This window comes from Devosia geojensis, from assembly GCF_000969415.1.
GTDB lineage: Bacteria > Pseudomonadota > Alphaproteobacteria > Rhizobiales > Devosiaceae > Devosia > Devosia geojensis.
In genome coordinates this window covers 1-18836 of the sequence record NZ_JZEX01000131.1, presented here as the reverse complement: position 1 = coordinate 18836, position 18836 = coordinate 1, and the positions used below count along the sequence as shown (strand labels likewise).

The 18836-nt window shown below is 67.0% G+C and carries 22 protein-coding genes and 1 pseudogene; 9 read left to right on the top strand and 14 right to left on the bottom strand.

The window, feature by feature from the left end; all coding sequences use genetic code 11:
• Nucleotides 1–64: 64 nt before the first annotated feature.
• The 4 genes from purH to htpX form a co-directional block, all read right to left on the bottom strand.
• A complete protein-coding gene (gene purH / locus VE25_RS16000) occupies nucleotides 65–1657 on the bottom strand; it encodes a bifunctional phosphoribosylaminoimidazolecarboxamide formyltransferase/IMP cyclohydrolase (RefSeq protein WP_046109652.1) in 1593 nt (530 codons plus the stop codon).
• A 78-nt stretch (nucleotides 1658–1735) separates the two neighbouring features.
• Nucleotides 1736–3385 (bottom strand): heparinase II/III family protein, encoded by a 1650-nt coding sequence (locus VE25_RS15995; protein ID WP_152664646.1) that lies wholly within the window; start codon nucleotides 3383–3385, stop codon nucleotides 1736–1738.
• Between the two features lie 189 nt (nucleotides 3386–3574).
• On the bottom strand, nucleotides 3575–4873 hold the full coding sequence (locus tag VE25_RS15990; RefSeq protein WP_052732026.1) for an RsmB/NOP family class I SAM-dependent RNA methyltransferase: 1299 nt from the start codon (nucleotides 4871–4873) through the stop codon (nucleotides 3575–3577).
• Nucleotides 4874–4880: 7 nt separating this feature from the next.
• The gene (gene htpX / locus VE25_RS15985; protein ID WP_046109650.1) at nucleotides 4881–5864 is read right to left on the bottom strand and encodes a zinc metalloprotease HtpX; all 984 of its coding nucleotides are present in this window, start codon (nucleotides 5862–5864) and stop codon (nucleotides 4881–4883) included.
• An 89-nt stretch (nucleotides 5865–5953) separates the two neighbouring features.
• On the opposite strand from htpX, the gene VE25_RS15980 reads away from it, so the two are divergent.
• Complete coding sequence (locus VE25_RS15980) at nucleotides 5954–6178, top strand: DUF1674 domain-containing protein (protein ID WP_046109649.1); 225 nt, start codon at nucleotides 5954–5956, stop codon at nucleotides 6176–6178.
• Here the strand turns inward: VE25_RS15980 and VE25_RS15975 are convergent.
• Genes VE25_RS15975 through ccmA form a run of 7 tightly spaced genes read right to left on the bottom strand, consistent with a single transcriptional unit; the run spans nucleotide 6175 to nucleotide 9548 of the window.
• Nucleotides 6175–6480, bottom strand: coding sequence for a type II toxin-antitoxin system RelE/ParE family toxin (locus VE25_RS15975; RefSeq protein ID WP_052732025.1), 306 nt, complete (start codon nucleotides 6478–6480; stop codon nucleotides 6175–6177). The genes VE25_RS15980 and VE25_RS15975 overlap by 4 nt on opposite strands.
• The gene (locus tag VE25_RS15970) at nucleotides 6473–6745 is read right to left on the bottom strand and encodes a type II toxin-antitoxin system ParD family antitoxin (RefSeq protein ID WP_046109648.1); all 273 of its coding nucleotides are present in this window, start codon (nucleotides 6743–6745) and stop codon (nucleotides 6473–6475) included. Before VE25_RS15970 ends, VE25_RS15975 begins: the two co-directional genes overlap by 8 nt.
• A gap of 46 nt (nucleotides 6746–6791) precedes the next feature.
• Nucleotides 6792–7328, bottom strand: coding sequence for a DsbE family thiol:disulfide interchange protein (locus tag VE25_RS15965; protein ID WP_046109647.1), 537 nt, complete (start codon nucleotides 7326–7328; stop codon nucleotides 6792–6794).
• Nucleotides 7328–7492, bottom strand: coding sequence for a heme exporter protein CcmD (gene ccmD, locus VE25_RS22430; protein ID WP_083988996.1), 165 nt, complete (start codon nucleotides 7490–7492; stop codon nucleotides 7328–7330). The genes VE25_RS15965 and ccmD overlap by 1 nt, the downstream gene beginning before the upstream one ends.
• Nucleotides 7489–8250, bottom strand: coding sequence for a heme ABC transporter permease (locus tag VE25_RS15960; protein ID WP_046109646.1), 762 nt, complete (start codon nucleotides 8248–8250; stop codon nucleotides 7489–7491). Before VE25_RS15960 ends, ccmD begins: the two co-directional genes overlap by 4 nt.
• Before the next feature lie 9 nt (nucleotides 8251–8259).
• Entirely contained in the window at nucleotides 8260–8925 is a 666-nt protein-coding gene (gene ccmB / locus VE25_RS15955; protein WP_046109645.1) for a heme exporter protein CcmB, read from the bottom strand.
• On the bottom strand, nucleotides 8922–9548 hold the full coding sequence (gene ccmA / locus VE25_RS15950) for a heme ABC exporter ATP-binding protein CcmA (protein ID WP_046109644.1): 627 nt from the start codon (nucleotides 9546–9548) through the stop codon (nucleotides 8922–8924). The genes ccmB and ccmA overlap by 4 nt, the downstream gene beginning before the upstream one ends.
• A 178-nt stretch (nucleotides 9549–9726) precedes the next feature.
• Between ccmA and acnA the strand changes: the two genes are divergently transcribed.
• From acnA to VE25_RS15930, 4 genes are all read left to right on the top strand, one after another.
• The gene (acnA, locus tag VE25_RS15945; protein WP_046109643.1) at nucleotides 9727–12402 is read left to right on the top strand and encodes an aconitate hydratase AcnA; all 2676 of its coding nucleotides are present in this window, start codon (nucleotides 9727–9729) and stop codon (nucleotides 12400–12402) included.
• A gap of 330 nt (nucleotides 12403–12732) precedes the next feature.
• The gene (locus tag VE25_RS15940) at nucleotides 12733–13458 is read left to right on the top strand and encodes a DUF1223 domain-containing protein (protein ID WP_046109642.1); all 726 of its coding nucleotides are present in this window, start codon (nucleotides 12733–12735) and stop codon (nucleotides 13456–13458) included.
• A 324-nt stretch (nucleotides 13459–13782) separates the two neighbouring features.
• On the top strand, nucleotides 13783–14166 hold the full coding sequence (locus tag VE25_RS15935) for a DUF2794 domain-containing protein (protein WP_046109641.1): 384 nt from the start codon (nucleotides 13783–13785) through the stop codon (nucleotides 14164–14166).
• Nucleotides 14166–14642 carry a GNAT family N-acetyltransferase gene (locus VE25_RS15930; protein WP_083988994.1) on the top strand — a complete coding sequence of 159 codons (477 nt, stop codon included), beginning with the start codon at nucleotides 14166–14168 and terminating at the stop codon, nucleotides 14640–14642. The genes VE25_RS15935 and VE25_RS15930 overlap by 1 nt, the downstream gene beginning before the upstream one ends.
• Before the next feature lie 12 nt (nucleotides 14643–14654).
• Here VE25_RS15930 and VE25_RS15925 read toward each other — a convergent pair whose 3' ends face one another.
• Both VE25_RS15925 and VE25_RS15920 read right to left on the bottom strand, forming a co-directional pair.
• Nucleotides 14655–15155, bottom strand: a complete 501-nt coding sequence (locus VE25_RS15925) for a GNAT family N-acetyltransferase (protein WP_046109640.1) — start codon at nucleotides 15153–15155, stop codon at nucleotides 14655–14657.
• 111 nt (nucleotides 15156–15266) lie between these two features.
• Nucleotides 15267–15992 (bottom strand): Bax inhibitor-1/YccA family protein, encoded by a 726-nt coding sequence (locus tag VE25_RS15920; protein ID WP_046109639.1) that lies wholly within the window; start codon nucleotides 15990–15992, stop codon nucleotides 15267–15269.
• 321 nt (nucleotides 15993–16313) lie between these two features.
• Here VE25_RS15920 and thpR point away from each other — a divergent pair, with 321 nt between their 5' ends.
• The 3 genes from thpR to VE25_RS15905 all read left to right on the top strand — a co-directional run bounded on the left by thpR (nucleotide 16314) and on the right by VE25_RS15905 (nucleotide 18206).
• The gene (thpR, locus tag VE25_RS15915) at nucleotides 16314–16853 is read left to right on the top strand and encodes an RNA 2',3'-cyclic phosphodiesterase (RefSeq protein ID WP_046109638.1); all 540 of its coding nucleotides are present in this window, start codon (nucleotides 16314–16316) and stop codon (nucleotides 16851–16853) included.
• 208 nt (nucleotides 16854–17061) lie between these two features.
• Nucleotides 17062–17583 (top strand): invasion associated locus B family protein, encoded by a 522-nt coding sequence (locus VE25_RS15910; protein WP_046109637.1) that lies wholly within the window; start codon nucleotides 17062–17064, stop codon nucleotides 17581–17583.
• 110 nt (nucleotides 17584–17693) lie between these two features.
• Nucleotides 17694–18206, top strand: a complete 513-nt coding sequence (locus VE25_RS15905; RefSeq protein ID WP_046109636.1) for an invasion associated locus B family protein — start codon at nucleotides 17694–17696, stop codon at nucleotides 18204–18206.
• 6 nt (nucleotides 18207–18212) lie between these two features.
• Here VE25_RS15905 and VE25_RS15900 read toward each other — a convergent pair whose 3' ends face one another.
• Nucleotides 18213–18653, bottom strand: coding sequence for a hypothetical protein (locus tag VE25_RS15900; protein WP_052732024.1), 441 nt, complete (start codon nucleotides 18651–18653; stop codon nucleotides 18213–18215).
• A gap of 98 nt (nucleotides 18654–18751) precedes the next feature.
• Here VE25_RS15900 and VE25_RS22775 point away from each other — a divergent pair.
• A pseudogene (locus VE25_RS22775) lies at nucleotides 18752–18836 on the top strand (IS5/IS1182 family transposase); the annotation flags it as partial.

Genomic DNA, 18836 nt, shown 5'->3' with positions numbered 1-18836 from the left:
TTCTGCTTGTAGTGCGGACACACCAGACCGGACGGATGATTCATTCTGTTTTTTTGACCACCGCTCAATGCCGGAAATGGCGCATGCCGGTCATGACCATGGCGATGCCGGCCGCGTCGGCTGCCGCGATGACCTTGTCGTCGTTGACCGAGCCGCCCGGCTGGATCACCGCCGTGGCGCCCGCCGCAACCAGCGCCTCGAGGCCGTCCGGGAACGGGAAGAAGGCATCCGAGGCGGCGACCGAACCCTGCGTCAGCGCGCCCTCGATACCGGCGGCCCTGGCCGCGTCGATCGACTTCCTGTGGCCGGTCAGCGAAGAGTCCACCCGGCTCATCTGCCCGGCCCCGATGCCGACCGTCGCGCCGTCCTTGACGTAGACGATGGCGTTGGACTTGACGTGCTTGGCGACCTTGGCGGCCAGCCGCATGTCGGCCAGTTCCTGGTCGCTCGGTGCGCGCTTGGTCACGACCTTGAGCTCGGTGTCGTCGACATTGCGGTTGTCGCGCGACTGGACGAGCAGGCCCCCCGCGACGGACTTGACCGTCAGTCCCTCGGCCTTGGGATCGGCGACGGCGCCGGTGAGCAGCAGGCGCAGGTTCTTCTTGCCGGCGATGATGTCGATCGCCTCCTGGGTGGCGGAGGGGGCGACGATCACCTCGGTGAAGACCTTGACGATCTCGGCCGCCGCCTCGCCGTCGATCTCGCGGTTGACCGCGACGATGCCGCCGAAGGCCGAGACCGGATCGGTGCGCAGCGCCTTGCGGTAGGCTTCGACGACGGTGGCGCCCAGCGCCACGCCGCAGGGATTGGCGTGCTTGATGATGGCGACGGCCGCCGTTTCCTCAGGGTTGAACTCGCTGACGAGCTCGAAGGCGGCGTCGGTGTCGTTGATGTTGTTGTAGGAGAGCGTCTTGCCCTGCACCTGGCGGGCGGTGGCGACGCCGGGGCGATCCTCGCCGGTCGCATAGAACGCCGCCCACTGGTGCGGGTTCTCGCCATAGCGCATCACCTCGCGCAGCTGCCCGGCAAAACTGCGCCAGGCGATATCGGGGGTCTCGAGCGCGCGGGCGAACCAGGTCGAGATGGCCGCGTCATAGGCGGCGGTGCGGGCATAGGCCTTGGCGGCGAGCTTCTGGCGCAAGGCATAGGGCACGCCGCCTTCGTTCCGGATCGCCTCGATGACGGTGGGGTAGTCTTCGGGATCGACGACCACCGTCACATAGGCGTGGTTCTTGGCCGCCGAGCGGATCATCGCCGGCCCGCCGATATCGATGTTCTCGATGATTGTGGCGTAGTCGGCGCCGGAGGCGACGGTCTTCTCGAACGGGTAGAGGTTGACGGCGACGAGGTCGATGGGGCCGATGGCGTGGGCGTCCATGGCCGCCTTGTGCTCGGGGTTGTCGCGCACGGCGAGCAGTCCGCCATGGACCTTGGGGTGCAGGGTCTTCACCCGCCCGTCCATCATCTCGGGAAAGCCGGTGAGGTCGGAGATGTCGCGCACCGATAAACCCGCCTCGGCGATGAGCCTCGAGGTTTTGCCGGTCGAGACGAGCTCCGTGCCGGAACTTGCGAGCGCTCCGGCGAACTCGACGGTTCCCGTCTTGTCGAAGACCGACAGCAATGCCCGTTCGATCCTGACCGTGTTGCCCTGAGCCATGCCGTCACCCACCGCTTGCCGTTGAGGAGTTCAGCGGCTCGCTAGCATGACTTGCAGGCAAAGGGAACCGTATCCGGCTTACGCGGTCTCGCGGGTGAAGATCCAGGCGATCTCGGTGCCCGGCAGCGCCTCGGCCTCAAGGATCAGCTGGCGCGTCTTGTGAAAGCCGAGGGAAGCCGAATGGCGCACGCTCTCGTCCTCGCGCAGGCTCGCGCCCTCCCAGAGGAAGGTCCAGACGGCACCATTGGCGAGGACGAGCCGCACCATGCCCTCGCCCGCCTGGCGCACCATGGTGCCTGGACCGAGGTGGAAGCGGACCGAGAGCGCCCCGGAAAGCGCGCGCTCGCCGGCGGCCACCAGCCGATCCTGCCCGACCAGCGTCGAGCCGCCCGAGAGCAGCGTGATGCGCCGTTCGACGGACAACCCGAAGCGGCGGACATAGCCTTGGCTCGTCAGCGTCATCTGATGGTCGGCCGGCTTGATCTCGATCGGCGGCACCGGCGCGCCGGCCACCAGCCGTCCGGCGAACGCGCCCCGCTCGGCGATCGGCGTGCTGCTCTCCTCGGCGATCGAGGGGGCCGAATGGGCGATGGTCTGGCGGAAGAGATCGCGGCTTTCGGGCAGGTCGGCCGGGGCCGGGCCGCAATTGCCGACCACCAGCTCCGTGCCGTGGCTGAACTCGAAGGCGAGCGCGCTCGCATGCGCATCGGCCGCGAAGGCCGGCGGCGGCACCATGCCGCCGTCGGCGACGACCGTCGCCTCGCCGTCGCGCAGCACCGCGTAGCCGCCGACGATGCCGCCGGCCCGCCGCCGCCGCTCGCCACCCGCATTGGCCTGCACCGAGATCAGGACGTCGTGCGGCAGCTGCCCGCAGCCGTTGAAATAGGCGGGTTCACCCGTGCCGAGCGTCAGCGCATCGAGGCTCTGGTGCATGCGCTCGACCTGGGCGGCGAATTCGAGGCTCGCGCTGGTTTTGAGGCCGTTGAGCGACTGGCGGATGCTGGCGAGCTCGACGAGGAGCGAGAGCTGCACCCGCGCGTTGCGCGAGAGGTGCAGGCCGTCCTGGCCGATCTGCCCGGCAAGCTCGGCATCAAGGCGCGTCAGCCGTCCTTCGAGGTCGGAGGCGTGATCGGCATCGCAGACGGCCGCGCCGACGAGCGCTGCGGCGCAGAGAAGGCGCTCGACCGGTTCGGGCGAAAGGCGGCTGCGCAATTTCAGGCTCTGGATCTGCGTCGAGAGCGAGCGCTGAATGGCGCGCACCTCGCCGGCGCCCGCCCCGTCGGTCAGCAGGTCGAGGTGGCGCAGCCAGTTGAGGACCCGCAGCGCCGTGACTGTGGGCACCCAGCTTTCCTGCTCGAACCTGCCCTCGTGCCCGATCCAGTCGAGGACGAGGGTCCGGGCGAACACCCGTCCGCCGGGGTCGCGCAGATCGCGGAAATGGCGCAGCCAGGCAAAGCCGTGGAGCGCGTTGAGCCACTCGTCATCGTCCACCTCGGCGGCGAAGGGCGAGATGCCGCCGGTCTCGACGAGCCTGCCGGCGAGCAGGTAGCGGCCCGCCATCATATCGTGCACGGCCTCGGGATCGCTGGGGCGGATCTCGGCGAGCGAGGCGGCAAAGGAATCATCGCCCAGCCCAGTCCAGGTCCAGCGCAGCCAAGGCGCGGTGACGACCAGATCGGCGGCACGCAAACCTATCCTGCGCGCCAGGAACCGGATGCTTTCAAACACTTGCAACCCTCGCCGCGCAGGCGACCGGTACGGCGCCCGTCGCGCGACCCGCTCGTCTTACCCGCAGCCAGCCCGTTGTGACATGGCCGCACAATGCCGTCTCCCCCGCCGTCGAGATTAAGTCCGACGGCTTAACAAACTGATGCCTTCAGGAAGGCTGCCCCGCGACCGCGCGCCGTCGCGGGCGACCTAGCGTCGGCGCAGGCGGGCGACGAAGAAGCCGTCCATGCCGCCGGCGACGCCTGCCGGATCGATGCCCGGATGCAGCCGCACGAACCCCTCTGGCGTGATTCCCGCTTCGAGGCCAAGGATTTCTTCGACGCCAATTGGGGCCAATTCGAGTCCGGAGAGCGTGTCGAGCGCCCAGGCCACCTGCGCCTCGCCCTCCTCGGGCTCGAGCGAGCAGACGCAATAGACGAGGGTGCCGCCGGGCTTCAAGCACCGGAAGGCGTTGGTGAGGAATCCGCGCTGCAGGTTCGCCCGCCCGGCGACGTCCCGGGCGGTCCGGTGCCATAGGACTTCGGGGTGGCGGCGGAAGGTGCCGGTCGCCGAACAGGGCGCATCGAGCAGCACGCCCTCGAAGAGGGCTGGCGGCGAATAGGTTCCGGCGTCGGCCGTGACGATCTCGGCCTTGTAGTCCAACCGGTCGAGATTGGCCTGCAGGCGCCTGACCCGCGCCGGATCGGCATCGAGCGCGGTGACCCGGTAGCCGGCCTTGACGAGCTGCGCGGTCTTGCCGCCGGGCGCGGCGCAGAGGTCGAGCACGTGAGCGCCGGGTTTCAGCCCCATCAGGCGGGCAGGCACGGCCGACGCGGCGTCCTGCACCCACCATTCGCCTTCCGCGTAGCCGGAGAGCGCCTCGACCGGCCGGTCGCGCTCGGCAAGGCGCACCGAATCGGCAATGAGCGGGGTGGCGCCGAGTGCTTCGATACGTTCGGGCGTCGGGTCCTTCAGCGTCAGGTCCAGCGGGGCGCCGGCGATCAGCGCCTCGGTGAAGCGGGTGACCGCGCTCTCTCCATAGGTCGAGCTCCAGCGGCGGGAGGCATCGGCCGGCAGCAGCAGGCTTTCCGGCAGGCTCCAGTAGCGCGCCGCGTGGCTTTGCGCGCGCCGCAGCGCCGCGTTCATCAGGCCGGTCAGGTGCCCCGCCTTGCGGTCGCGCTTGATCGCCTCGACGGCAAGGTGCACGGCGCTGTGCGCCCCGAGATCGGGCAGGTAGACGAGCTGGGCGATCGAGAGGCGCAGCACCGCTTCGAAGGTGCCGCTTTTTTTGGGGATGCCGCGTTCGAGGAGCTCGGAGAGGATGAAGTCGATCTGTCCGTGCCGGCGCAGCGCCGTGGTTGCGAGCTTGTTGGCGAGCGCCCGGTCGCGCCCGTCGGCGATCTCGGCCTCGCTCAGCGGCGTGAACGGTTCTCCGCCGAGAACGGTCCTGAGCCGTTCGGCCGCGGCGAGACGGGGCGCGAGCCCTGCCGGAAGCTTACCTGACGTCAAATTACCCTCAGCCCCAAGGACCGCGTTCTCCACCGTCCTCGCCGGTACGTCCGGCCGACGGCACCCGCCAACCGCCGCCCGAGGTGCCCGGCGCCGAGCGCGCATCGGGCCGCGGCTGCGGCCGGATGCCCTTATCGTCGGTTCGCATCTCGCCGGCAAGCCGCTGCAGGGCGGAGATGCGGTTGCCGGTGTCCGGGTGGGTGGAAAAGAGGTTGTCCATCCGCTGACCCGACAGCGGATTGATGATGTACATGTGCGCCATGGCCGGGTTGCGCTCGGCGGCGACGTTCACCCGCCGGCCGGCGAGCGTCGCGATCTTGTTGAGCGCCGAGGCCAGCGCCAGCGGATCGCCCGAAATCTCGGCCCCGTCCCGGTCGGCCTCGTATTCGCGGGTGCGGCTGATGGCCATCTGCACGAGCATCGCGGCAAGCGGGGCAAGAAAGACCATCAGCAGCGCGCCGACGCCCCCCAGCGGATTGTCGCGGTTGTTGCCGCCCCCGAAGAACAGGCCGAACTGGGCGAGCATGGAGATGGCGCCGGCAAGCGTTGCCGTGATGGTCATGGTCAGCGTGTCGCGCGAGCGGATGTGGGCGAGCTCGTGGGCGACGACCGCGGCGACCTCGCGGGTTTCGAGGTTGCGCAGGAGCCCGCTCGAAACGGCGACGGCGGCGTTGTTCGGGTCACGCCCGGTGGCGAAGGCGTTGGGCTGGTCGGTCTCGATCAGATAGACCTTGGGCGTCGGAATGCCGGCCTTCTTCGAGAGGACGTCGACCATGTCGAAGAGCTCGGGGGCGCGGCTGCGCTCGACGGGCACCGCGTTCTGCATGCGCAGCACCATCTTGTCCGAGTTCCAGTAGGCGAAGAGATTGGTGACAGCCGCCACGAGGAAGGCGATCATCACGCCGCTCGTGCCGCCGATGAAATAGCCCACCACCATGAACAGCGCCGTCATGGCGGCCAGCAGAACGGTCGTGCGCAACGCGTTGAACATCGGCTCCTCGTCGAAGGGTTCAGTTACCGGGCAATTATGTTGTAGGGATGGAGGCCCGATGCAAGTGATATGACCGGATTGTAATCCCCATGAGCGACGATCCGAAACCAAAAGCGCCCGAAGACGTCCCGCCATCCGCCCGGGCCAAACCCCTAAGCGAGGCCGCCCGCCGCGCCCTTGCCGAAGCCGAGGCGCGCCGGCGGGCGATCGACGCCAAAACATCGAACGCCCCGCCGGAAAAAGGCGGCCGCGGCGGGCTCGAGCCCGGCCGCTATGGCGACTGGGAGATCAAGGGTCTGACGAGCGATTTCTAGGCGAGGTCGTCGTCGAGCGAGGAGCCTTTGAGGCGGGCCATCGGGAACACGCGCACCACGAAGATGCCATCGGGCGTTTGCCGATAGAAAACGACGTGGCTTTCATGCGCGTGCCGACGCAGTTGGCTGCCGACATTCCCGACGACTCTTCCGATGAGAGGCCTGTGCGCCAGGATGTCCAAGGTTCGCGCCATGGATTTCTGATAGCGCTCGGCCTGGGCCCGCCCGAACCGTTCGGTCCCAAAGACGAAGATCGAAAGCAGGTCCTGTGTTGCTTTCTCGCTAAGCTCGAACCTAGGCAACGCGGCCGCGCCTTTCGGCGACGATCCGCTGCGCTTCTTCGAAAATCTCCTCGAGGGTCTTGGAGCTGATCCCGCTGGCTTCGCCTTCGGCGATCATGTCACGAAGTTCCTCGAGCGTTAGCGGATAGTCCGGATCAAGCCGCTCGCGATCATGGCGTACGGCGTCGCGGATATAATCGCTGGCCGAGGCATAGTTGCCCTTTTGAACCTGCTCCTCGATCCACGCCTTCATCGGCTCGGGCAGAGAAATGGTCATGGTCGCCATCGGAGTTCTCCTTCGACGGCACGATAACAAAAATTCACAAAAATTGCTATTGGCCGCGTAGCGCCGCGATGGCCGGCAGCACCTCGCGCCGGATCGAGTCCGGGGTCAGCGGTCCCACATGCTTATAGACGATCACGCCCTCGGCGTTGACAAGGAAGGTCTCGGGCACGCCGTAAACGCCCCAGTCGATGGAAACGCGCCGGTCCTGGTCGACGCCGATGGCGTCATAGGGGTTGCCGAGCTCGGCGAGGAACGCGCGGGCGTTCTCGGGCGGATCGTTGTGGTTGATGCCGAAGAGGCGCAGACCCGTTTCGGCCTTCAGCGCTTCGAGGAGCGGGTGCTCGGCGCGACAGGGCACGCACCAGCTGGCAAAGACGTTGACGAGGGTCGGTTCGCCCTGGAGGCTTTGCGTCGAAAAGCCCGGAACCTCGACGCCGTCCAGGGCCGCAAGCTCAAACTGCGGCGCGGGCCGATCGATCAGCACCGAGCGCACGAGACCCGGATCGCGGTCGATGGATAGCGCAAAAACCGCGACCAGCGCCACGAGTGCGACGAGCGGCGCAACGATCAGCGCGATGCGCATCACGTGGGCGTACCCTTGCGGGGGGTGCCGGCCTCGAGCTCGGCCAATCGTGCCGAGACCCGCCGGGCCTCGACGAGCCGCCAGCCGATGAGCGCGGCGATCGCGGCGGCGACCCCGAGATAGGCGCAGACGATGAAGACGGCGTGCGGACCGAGATCGATCATGCCGCGCCTTTCTGCGCCAGCCGCCGCTCGAGGCTAGCGACCCGCCGGCGACGCACTTCCGTATGCATGCCGATGAGGTGCAGCACGAGGAAGAGGAAGGTGAAGGCGAAGACCATGATGAAGAGGGGCGTCAGGATCGAGGGCGGCATGGTCGGTCCGTCCAGGCGGAAGACGCTCGCCGGCTGATGGAGGGTCGCCCACCAGTCGACCGAGAATTTTATGATCGGGATGTTGACCGCCCCGACCAGGGTGAAGATCGCGACGATCCGCGCGGCGCGCAGCTGATCGTCGAAGGCGCGCCAGAGGGCGATGATGCCGAGATAGATGAGGAGCAGCACCAGGGTCGAGGTCATCCGCCCGTCCCACTCCCAGAACGTGCCCCAGGTCGGCCGGCCCCAGAGCGCGCCGGTATAGAGGGCAAGGGCGGTGAAGGTCGCGCCCAAGGGCGCGGCGGCCTTCATCGAGACGTCCGCCATCGGGTGCCGCCAGACCAGCGTGCCGATGGCAGAGACGGCCATGACGCCGTAGACGAACTGGCTGAGCCACGCGGTCGGCACGTGCACGTACATGATCCGCACGGTATCGCCCATCTGGTAGTCGGGGGGCGAATTGAAGAAGGCGAACCAGAGGCCGAGCGCGAAGAGGAGGACGGTCGCGATTGAGAGCGGCAGGACCAGCCGGCGCGACCAGGCGACGAACTGCCCGGGATGGGCGATCCGCGTCCACCAATTCTCACCGGGTGCGCTCTCGATGCTCATGGTGGCGGTCTAGTCCTCGCTCGAGTTTATCGCAAGGGCCGCGGCCAGCGGAGATAGCGCCGCGACGATGAGGCTGATTGCCGCAAGCAGCAGCAGCGCGGTGCCCGACTGGTCGGGTCCGGGCCCGGTCGAGATGGCGCCGACCCCGAAGATCAGCACCGGTATGGCGAGCGGCAGGATCAGCACCGGCGCGATGAGGCCGCCGCGCCGGATGGTCACGGTGACCGCCGCTCCCACGGCCCCGAGCGCGACGAGGGCGGGGGTGCCGACGAGCAGCGAGAGCACGGCCTTCAAAAAGGTCGCCATGTCCATGGCGAGCATCACCGCCAGCAGGGGCGTTGCGGCGATCAGGGGCAGGGCGGTCAGCAGCCAATGGGCGATCACTTTGGCGAGAACGACGAGCGACATCGGCAAATCGGCGGCGCGCAGGAGGAGGAGCGTGCCGTCCTCATGGTCGGCGCGGAACAGCCGGTCGAGCCCCAGAAGCGAGGAGAGGAACGCGGCGATCCAGACGATCCCGGGCGAAAGCCGCGCCAGCAGCTCGCGGTCCGGGCCGATGGCGAAGGGCACGACGATGCCGACCATGACAAAGAAGAGGACGAGGGTCAGCCAGTCGCCCCCCGAGCGCAGCGCCAGCCTGACGTCGCGGGCGATGATGGCGGCGAACGGCTTCATGACCCGAGCCTCAGTTCGGCGACGCGGGCTGCCCCGATCGGCAGCGGCAGGTGGGTGGCGGCGACGGCGATGCCGCCCGCATCGAGATGGGCTTCGATCAACCGCGCGACCATCGCCTCGCCTTGCGTATCGAGTGCCGCCGTCGGCTCGTCGAGCAGCCACACCGGACGCGGCGTGACGAGAAGGCGGGCGAGCGATAGGCGCCGGGTCTGACCGGCCGAGAGATAGCCGGCATCGAGCCGCGCGAGGGGGCCGAGGCCGACCGCATCGAGCGCGGCGTGCGGATCGAGTCCGCCGCTGCCGTTGACGCTGAGCCAGAAGCTGAGATTTTCGATGAGGGACAGGCGGGGCTTGACCGCGCTCTGGTGGCCGAAAAGGTGGAGGAAGGGCGGTCCGTCAGGGTCGGCGCCCTCGAAGGCATACGCGCCGGCTGCCGGCCGGATAGCGCCGTAGAGGGTCATCAGCAGCGTCGTCTTGCCGGCCCCGTTCGGGCCCTTGAGCAGCAGCGCCCTGCCGGGTTCGACGGCAAAGTCGAGCCCCTCGACGAGCACGCGCTCGCCCCGGCGGCAGGCAAGGCCCGTCGCGGTCAGGGTCAGCGGTGGAAAGCCTTGCCGGAGCGTCATGACCCCTTCTCGTATTGAAGCAAAGTCGGCACTGGCAAGAGCAAACTCGACCCTCTATAAGCCCTTCTAGATTGGAGTCATTCCAGCAAGGGCGCCGCAACGGGGCAGAAACCTTCGCGTTTTCCCCTCGACGCCGCGTCCCCGGGGACCAGCAGCAACCCAACCCAAGGGCGGAACCGTGACCACATCCCTCGACAGCTTCAAGTCCAAATCGACCCTGACGGTCGCTGGCAAGACCTACACCTATTATTCCATCGCCGAGGCCGAGAAGAACGGCCTCGACGGCGTCTCGAGGCTTCCGCACTCGATGAAGGTGGTGCTGGAGAACCTCCTGCGCTTCGAGGACGGGCGTACCGTCACCAAGGACGACATCAAGGCCATCGCCGAGTGGCTGAAGACGCGCACCAGCGAGCATGAGATCTCCTACCGCCCGGCGCGCGTTTTGATGCAGGACTTCACCGGCGTTCCCGCCGTCGTCGACCTCGCCGCCATGCGCGATGCGACCAAGAAGCTTGGCGCTGACGCGCAGAAGATCAACCCGCTGGTGCCGGTCGACCTCGTCATCGACCACTCGGTGATGGTCGACTCGTTCGGCACGCCCATGTCCTTCAACCAGAACGTCGAGCTCGAATACGAGCGCAACGGCGAGCGCTACGAATTCCTGCGCTGGGGCCAGAAGGCGTTCGACAACTTCCGCGTGGTGCCCCCCGGCACCGGCATCTGCCATCAGGTCAACCTCGAATACCTCGCCCAGACCGTCTGGACGCGCGAGGAAGACGGCGAGACCGTCGCCTATCCCGACACCCTCGTCGGCACCGACAGCCACACCACCATGGTCAACGGCCTTGCGGTGCTGGGCTGGGGCGTCGGCGGCATCGAGGCCGAGGCGGCCATGCTCGGCCAGCCCATCACCATGCTCATCCCCGAGGTCGTCGGCTTCAAGATGACCGGCCGCATCAACGAGGGCGTGACCGCCACGGACCTGGTGCTGACCGTCACCGAGATGCTGAGGAAGAAAGGCGTCGTCGGCAAGTTCGTCGAGTTCTATGGCCCCGGCCTCGATTACCTCAGCCTCGAGGACCAGGCGACCATCGGCAACATGGCGCCCGAGTACGGCGCAACCTGCGGCTTTTTCCCGGTCGATGCCGATACGCTGAAGTACCTGACGACCTCCGGGCGCGATCCCGCCCGTGTGGCGCTCGTGGAAGCCTATTCGAAGGCGCAAGGCATGTTCCGGCAGACCAACTCGCCGGACCCGGTCTTCACCTCGACCCTCGAGCTCGACCTTTCCACCGTCGTGCCCTCGATCTCCGGCCCGAAGCGCCCGCAGGACCGTATCGTCCTCGCCGAAGCCAAGGCCAAGTTCGCCGAAGCGCTGCCCAAGGAGTTCGGCAAGACCGACGACCCGAAGGTCGAGGTCGAGGGCGAGGATTTCGCCATCGGCCATGGCGATGTCGTCATCGCCGCCATCACCTCGTGCACCAACACCTCGAACCCCTCGGTCCTGGTCGCCGCCGGGCTCGTCGCCCGCAAGGCGCGCGAACTCGGGCTCGACAGCAAGCCTTGGGTCAAGACCTCGCTCGCCCCCGGCTCGCAGGTCGTGACCGATTACCTGACCGCCGCGGGTCTGCAGGACGATCTCGACGCCATCGGCTTCAACCTCGTCGGCTATGGCTGCACCACCTGCATCGGCAACTCCGGGCCGCTGCCGCCGGCCATCTCCAAGGCCGTGCAGACGGGCGACCTCGTCGCCGCCTCGGTGCTCTCGGGCAACCGCAACTTCGAGGGCCGCGTCAACCCGGACGTCAAGGCGAACTTCCTGGCTTCCCCGCCGCTGGTCGTCGCTTATGCGCTCGCCGGCTCGATGAAGATCGACATCACGACCGAGCCGCTGGGCACCGGTAAGGACGGCAAGCCCGTCTATTTGAAGGACATCTGGCCCACCAACCACGAGATCGCCGAGATCGTGCGCACCCACGTCACGCCGGAGATGTTCAAGGGCCGCTATTCCGACGTCTTCAAGGGTGACGAGCACTGGCAGGGCATCGCCGTCGACGGCGGCGAGACCTATGGCTGGAACGGCTCCTCGACCTATGTGCAGAACCCGCCCTATTTCGAGGACCTCGAAATGGAGCCCAAGCCGGTGACCGACATCGAGAACGCGCGGGTGCTCGCGCTCTTCCTCGATTCGATCACCACCGACCACATCTCGCCGGCCGGTTCCTTCAAGGCGGCAACGCCCGCCGGCCAGTACCTTACCGAGCGGCAGGTCGCGCCCAAGGATTTCAACTCCTATGGCGCGCGGCGCGGCAACCACGAGGTGATGATGCGCGGCACCTTCGCCAATATCCGCATCAAGAACCAGATGCTGCCGGGCGTCGAGGGCGGCTTCACCAAGGGTCCGTCGGGCGCGCAGATGCCGATCTACGATGCGGCGATGGAATACCAGAAGCAGGGCACGCCCCTCGTCATCTTCGCGGGCAAGGAATACGGCACCGGCTCTTCGCGCGACTGGGCGGCAAAGGGCACGAACCTGTTGGGTGTGCGCGCCGTGATCGCCCAAAGCTTCGAGCGCATCCACCGCTCCAACCTCGTCGGCATGGGCGTCCTGCCGCTGCAGTTCGCCGAAGGCGAGAGCTGGCAGACGCTCGGCCTCGACGGCTCGGAGACGGTGACCATCGAGGGCATCGAGGAGCTGAGCCCACGCGCGACCGTCACCGTCAAGATCACCGGCGCCGACGGGACCAGCCGACAGATCGAGACCCGCTGCCGCATCGATACGGCCAATGAGCTCGACTACTACCGCAACGGCGGCATCCTGCACTACGTGCTGCGCAGCCTCGTCGCCGCCTGACCGCCTATGTAAGACAATTGGAATTACGAAGGGCCGGGAATTCCCGGCCCTTTTTTCGCCGCTGGCGGACCGCTCACCCTGACCCTCTCCCAGAGGGGCGAGGGGACGCGAGTTGAGCCGCCCGTGCCTACCACGAGCAACATGCTCACCTCGCCCCTCCGCGGAGAGGTCGGCGCATGGCGCCGGGTGAGGGGTTGCCGAGTCTCCAGTGACGCACCGACCGTGCCGCCCGCCATCTTCCCGAATCCTGCCTAACCGGCACCCCCTTCTTCATTTTTCACCCTGAATTGACTAGCCCTCGGGCGCGGCGTTGGCTTAGAACTTTCGTCCATGATCCTGGCTCGCCTCTCCGCCGTCCTCCTGACCCTCGCCTGCCTCGCCGCTCCGGCCGCCGCGCAGCCGGGGGGCAAACCCGCGGCGGTCGTCGAGCTCTTCACCAGCCAGGGTTGCGCCTCCTGTCCGCCGGCCGACGCGCTCCTCACCGAGCTTGCCGGGCGCGCCGACGTGGTGGCGCTCGCCTACCATGTCGACTACTGGGACTATATGGGCTGGACCGACACCTTCGGGGCCGAGGCCAACTCCAACCGGCAGCGCGCCTATGCAAGCCGCTGGGGGTCCTCACGCATCTATACCCCGCAGATGATCGTCAACGGCGAGACCGGCGTCGTCGGCTCCAAGCGCCACGAGGTCACCAAGGCGCTCGCCGAAGCGGCGCTTTCGCTGCCGGTGACGCTCTCGGTCGAGGCGGGCGTGCTCTCGGTGAGCATCGAGGGGCAGGCGGGGTTCGAGGAGGCGATGGTCTGGCTCGTCACCTATCTCGACGCCGCCGAGATCGCCATCGAGCGCGGCGAGAACGAGGGCAGGTCGATCCTCTACAGCCACGTCGTCACCGGCCGCCAGGCGCTGGGCGTATGGGAGCCGGGCTCGGGCGCGCAGATCCGTATTCCCGTCGGCGAGATCCTCGCCGATCGCGCCAACGGCGTCGCGGTCATCGTCCAGCAGGAGGAGAACGGGCTGCCCGGCGCCATCCTCGGAGCGGCGATCTACGAGCACTGAGCCCCATCCGATCGGCTGAAGGCACGGCCCGCAACAAAACTCCCGCTTCGGGGGAAGCGGGAGCAAGACTGACTAGGTCAACTTGGGGGCGGCTGGCACCCGGACGTCATGGTTTGGGGGCTCGGTCGGTCCGGATGCCAGCCACTGGAGGCAATTGTCAGCTTCTAGTCATGCTTTTCGGCGCAAGCAGGGACAAACTGTGTCGGAAATTGGGTTTTTGCCGCCGGGTTCCGGCGCCCATCCCGCCCGGCCTAGCAGCCCCTTGCGCTCCGCGGCGAATGCCGCAATCATGACGGGGCGATGACATGGTTGGGAGTTGACGGTTTGGCCGAAGGGCGCGCAGCCGGTAGAGCCGGGGCCAATCTCTCGCTGGTGCATGTGGGCGAACCTTCGGCGCACGCCAGGGCTCACCCGATAACCGCCTTCGACCGGCGCGAACTGATGGCGATCCTGTCGGTCTACGGACGCAAGGTCGCCGCCGGCGACTGGCGCGACTATGCCATGGATTTCCTCAAGGATCGGGCCCTGTTCTCGATCTATGCGCGCGTCTCGGAGCGCCCGCTCTTCGTCATCGAGAAGAACCCGAAGTTCCGCAACCGGCAGGGCCAGTACCTCGTCACCAACCAGCAGGGCCGCATCGTCAAGCGCGGCCACGACCTCGACCAGGTGCTGCGCATCTTCGAGCCCAAGCTCGCCCTCGTCGATTGATGCTCGACGTCCGCGTGCGGCCGGCGCATACAAGCGACATCGAGGCGATGAGCCGGGCGATGACGCGCTCCATCGCCGAGCTCTGCGCCGCCGATCACGCCGATGATCCCGAAATCATTGCCGGCTGGACGCGCAACAAGACGCCGCAGGCCGTGGCGCAAATGCTGGCCAATCCGCAGCTTTCGCTGTTCGTCGCCGAGATCGAGGGCATGGTGGGGGCCGTCGGCGCCATCGCCGGCCCCGATACGGTGGCGCTCAACTACGTCTCGCCCGACCATCGCAGGCGCGGTCTCAGCCGCGCGTTGCTCGCCCACATGGAAGCCGAGATGGCCGCACGCGGCACGGACCTCGCCCGGCTGACCAGCACCCGCACCGCGCTCGAGTTCTACCGCGCCCATGGCTGGCAGGACGCGGGACCCCCCGAGCTCGGCCACAACGTTCCCGGCTATCCGATGACGAAGCGGCTGGCGCGCTAGGCACCGACGCCCTCAGAGCTCGCGCTGCATGTGCACGATGTCGTGCCAGGCGTCGAACTTGTAGCCGAGCTTCTCGTGGCGCCCGACGTGGCGGAAGCCGAACTTGGCGTGGAGGGCGATCGAGCCTTCCCCGCTCGCGGTGATCACCGCGATCATCTGCTTGAACCCGAAAGCCTGCGCCTCTCCGATCAGCTTGGCGAGGAGGACCGCGCCGTAGCCGCGACCCCTCGCTTGCGGATCGAGATAGATCGAATCCTCGCAGGTGAACCGGTAGGCCGGGCGCGGCCGGTAGACCGAGGCGTAGGCGTAGCCGGCGACCTTGCCCTCCCGCTCGGCGACGATCACCGGGTGCCCCGCCTCGATCATCGCGCCGAACTTGTCGGCCATTGCCCGCTCGCCCGGGGCGGTGATGTCGAAGGTCGCGGCGGAGTTCTCCACGTAGTGCCGGTAGATGGCGGTGATGGCGGGCACGTCGCCCCAGGTAAAAGGGCGCAGCACGAGGTCGGCGGTCACGGCGGACGGTTCCTTGGAATACGAAAAGGCCGCGGTCTTTGTAGACCGCGGCCCGGATTTGCGTCCAACTGATTTGCTTGATTGATCGATCAAGCTTCCTGAACTGCTGCTTTACTCGCGGTTGCCGAACAGGCGCAGCAGCATCATGAACAGGTTGATGAAGTCGAGGTAGAGCGAGAGAGCACCCATGATCGCGTTCTTGGTCAGGACGTCCGCGCCGTAGTGGCTGGCGTAGCTTTCCTTGATCTTCTGCGTGTCGTAAGCGGTCAGGCCCACGAAGATCAGCACGCCGATCGCCGAGATGGCGAATTCGAGCGCCGAGCTCTGCAGGAAGATGTTGACGATCATCGCGATGATGAGACCGATGAGGCCCATGAACAGGAACGTGCCCATCGAGGTCAGGTCACGCTTGGTGGTGTAGCCGTAAAGGCTCATCGCGCCGAACGTGGCGGCGGTGATGAAGAACACCCGCGCGATCGAGGCGTCGGTATAGACGGCAAAGATCGAGGAGAGCGAGAGACCCATCACGGTCGCGAACGCCCAGAAGGTGAGCTGCGCGGCCCCGGTGCTCATCTTGTTGATGCCGAAGCTCAACACGAGGATGAAGGCGAGGGGGGCGAGCATGATCACCCAGGCCAGCGGGCTGCCGTAGACGAGCTGGGCGTTGGCTTCGCTCGAGAAGGCCCACTGGTTGAAGAAGTACGCCACGAGACCCGTGACGACGAGCCCGAGGCCCATGTAGTTGTAGACGCTCAGCATGTAGCTGCGCAGGCCCTCGTCAATGGCCGCGGCCGAGCCGGCCCGCGCATTGAGGGTCTGACGGTCATATTCAGCCATTTGTCGGTTCCTTTTCCGTCCCAATATGCGCATCCCGGCGAACCGGGGCGTTTCGAGCGATAATATGGAGACAGGTCAAAGGATTTACAAGCAGAACCGGGCCGGATCGCCCTGAAGTGAGGGCGGGTGCGACGATAGGAACCGGATTGGACCGGCGGCCGGCTCTGAGGGACCGTTCGAGGACCGCGGGATTTGCCCGTCGATTGGCCCTAGGCGACGGGCGCCAGTGTGTTACCGTGATGGGGCGAATCACGCGCAAGACCCGCGCGGCGCGTGGGGCCTCTCCGGCCCCTGCGGCCGCCCAGCAAAGAGGAGGGCCCCATGCCCAGGCTCTTTACCGGCCTCGAGATTCCGGCCGATGTGGGATTTGCGCTGTCCTTGAAGCGCGGCGGTTTGCCCGGGGCGCGCTGGATCGATCCGGACAACTATCACATCACCCTGCGCTTCATCGGCGATGTCGACAACCAGACGGCGGACGACGTCGCCGATGTTCTCGACAAGCTCTCCAACTCGCTGTCCTTCCGCCTGCGGCTGACCCATCTCGGCGCCTTTGGGGGCGACAGGCCGCGTGCCCTCTATGCGGGCCTCGAGGGTAGCGAGCCGCTCGCCCGCCTGCAGGCGGCCCAGGAGCGCATGCTGCAGCGCGCCGGGCTCCCGCCCGATGGGCGCAAGTTCGTGCCGCACGTCTCGCTCGCTCGCCTCAAGGGCACCAGCGCCCATGACCTGGCCTGGTTCATGGCCAATGCCGGACGCTTCCAGCCGCTCGAGTTCGCGGTTGGCCGGTTCGTGCTCTTTTCCAGCAAGGATTCGGTGGGGGGCGGGCCCTACATCGTCGAGCAGGGCTATCCGCTCGCCGCCTGATCGCGCCATCGTTAACGCGGGATTTACCGCATTGGCGCAAACCAGCACCGTGTTGCCGGTTTGCGCCAAAATGCCGTCACGTTTGCCCGCCATGCGGTGATTTTAGTCAAATACGGGCGGGTTTTGACGCCTTGGTAACCATAAGTGGGCACGCTTGCGGGAAGCGCACCTGCATTACGCGACTGACGAACAAGAGGAAGATTTGGCGATGACGACGAAAGCCCGTGGCCTGGCTGCTGGCCTCGCACTTTGCGCATTCGTGGGCCTTGTTGCGCCGGCTGCCGCCCAGCAGGCCACCGAGATCGGCACTTTCAACGCCTGGACCGCCTGGAGGGGTACGGATGCGAGCGGAGAGATCTGCTACATCTCCGGCCAGCCGCGCTCCAGCGAACCCACGGGCGTCAACCGCGATCCCATCCATTTCCTGATCATCCACCGCAAGGGCATGGGCACCAAGAACGAGGTGCAGACCCTGATCGGCTATCCCTTCAACACCAGCAACGCCCAGGCCAGCGCCAGCGTCGACGGGCGCAGCTATCCGATGGTCACCGAGGGAAACGCCGCCTGGCTCGCCTCGACCGGCGACGAGCCCGGCTTCGTTTCGGCCTTCAAGGCAGGCAGCACCCTCGTCGTGCGCGGCACCAGCCAGCGCGGCACCAACACCGTCGACACCTACTCGCTTTCCGGGGCGACGGCGGCCATGAACGCCATCGACCAGGCCTGCCAATAGGCAAACGCATCGGGGCGCGGCGCTTCCGGTCGAGGACTTGCGGGGCGCCGGCAAACCCCATAATTGGATCGGCCGGTTAACGGCCGGCGGCGGGTAGAGAGGCACATCTGATGGCATCACGCGGTTTTCTGGCGGCGGCGATCGTCCCGGCGCTCCTTCTCGGCGGGGCTCCGGCATGGGCGCAGTCGGTGCGACTGCTGGGCGATTTCAACGCCTGGTCGGCCTATGCTGCGAGCGAGGGCGGCGGCACCATCTGCTTTGCCCTGACCGAACCCACCGAGACCGCACCCGCCCCGGAAGGGGCCACCCAGGGGTATCTCTACGTCACCCACCGGCCCGGCGAGAACGTGCGCAACGAGATCAATCTCGTCGCCGGGTTCGACCTGGCCCCCGACTCGACCGCGACCGCGAGCGTCGGCGGCGCCAGGTTCACGCTCTTCACCCAGGGCGACGCCGCCTGGCTCGACGATCCGGCCCAGAGCGAATCCCTGGCCTCGGCCATCCGCGCCGGTTCGAGCCTCGTCATCGAAACCACCAGCGCCGCCGGCATCCGCGTCACCCAGCGCTTCTCCCTCTCCGGCGCCACAGCCGCCTCGCAAGCCATCGGCAACGAGTGCAGCTGAGGGTCTTCAAGGTCTGCGGGGTTCAGATCTCGACTTTCCCCAAGTCAGGGTGGTGCGCACCTCGTAGCTGATCCTTCCGTCGACGGCGTAAGGCGCGAGACGTTCGGCCAGGTCGGCGTCGAACTTGGTGCTCAGGCTGCCCAGCCGCGAACGGGCCCAGGTTGCGCGCGAGTGCTGGCACGCGACGAAAGCGCTGAGATCCTGCGTGAACGGGAAATTGAAGTCCCGGCTGTCCTCGATGTCCATCCAGGGTTCGTATGAGCGGAGCGCCGCTGCAAAGCCCTGCTCGTCGGAGGTGAGGCCCACGCGATTCAGCCAGTCGGAAACGAATGCCTGCCAATCCTTGAGCCAGGAGGCCCGCAAGACGTTGTCTCCCGAGACAATGGCGACCACGCCCTGCCGATGCAATTGCTTCGCCAGTTTCGGGAAGACAATTTCGTGCCTCATCCAGTGAATGCTGGCGCCGGCGGTGACTAGAGCGCGTACTCATAAGCGGTTGCGAGGGATTTGGGTTGATGATTCAAGGTTCCGAAAGGAGCTCTTGAATGGGGCGATACGATCTCAGCGAGACGGAGTGGCGGATGATCGCTCCGTTGTTGCCGAACAAGCCGCGCGGGGTTGCGCGGGTGG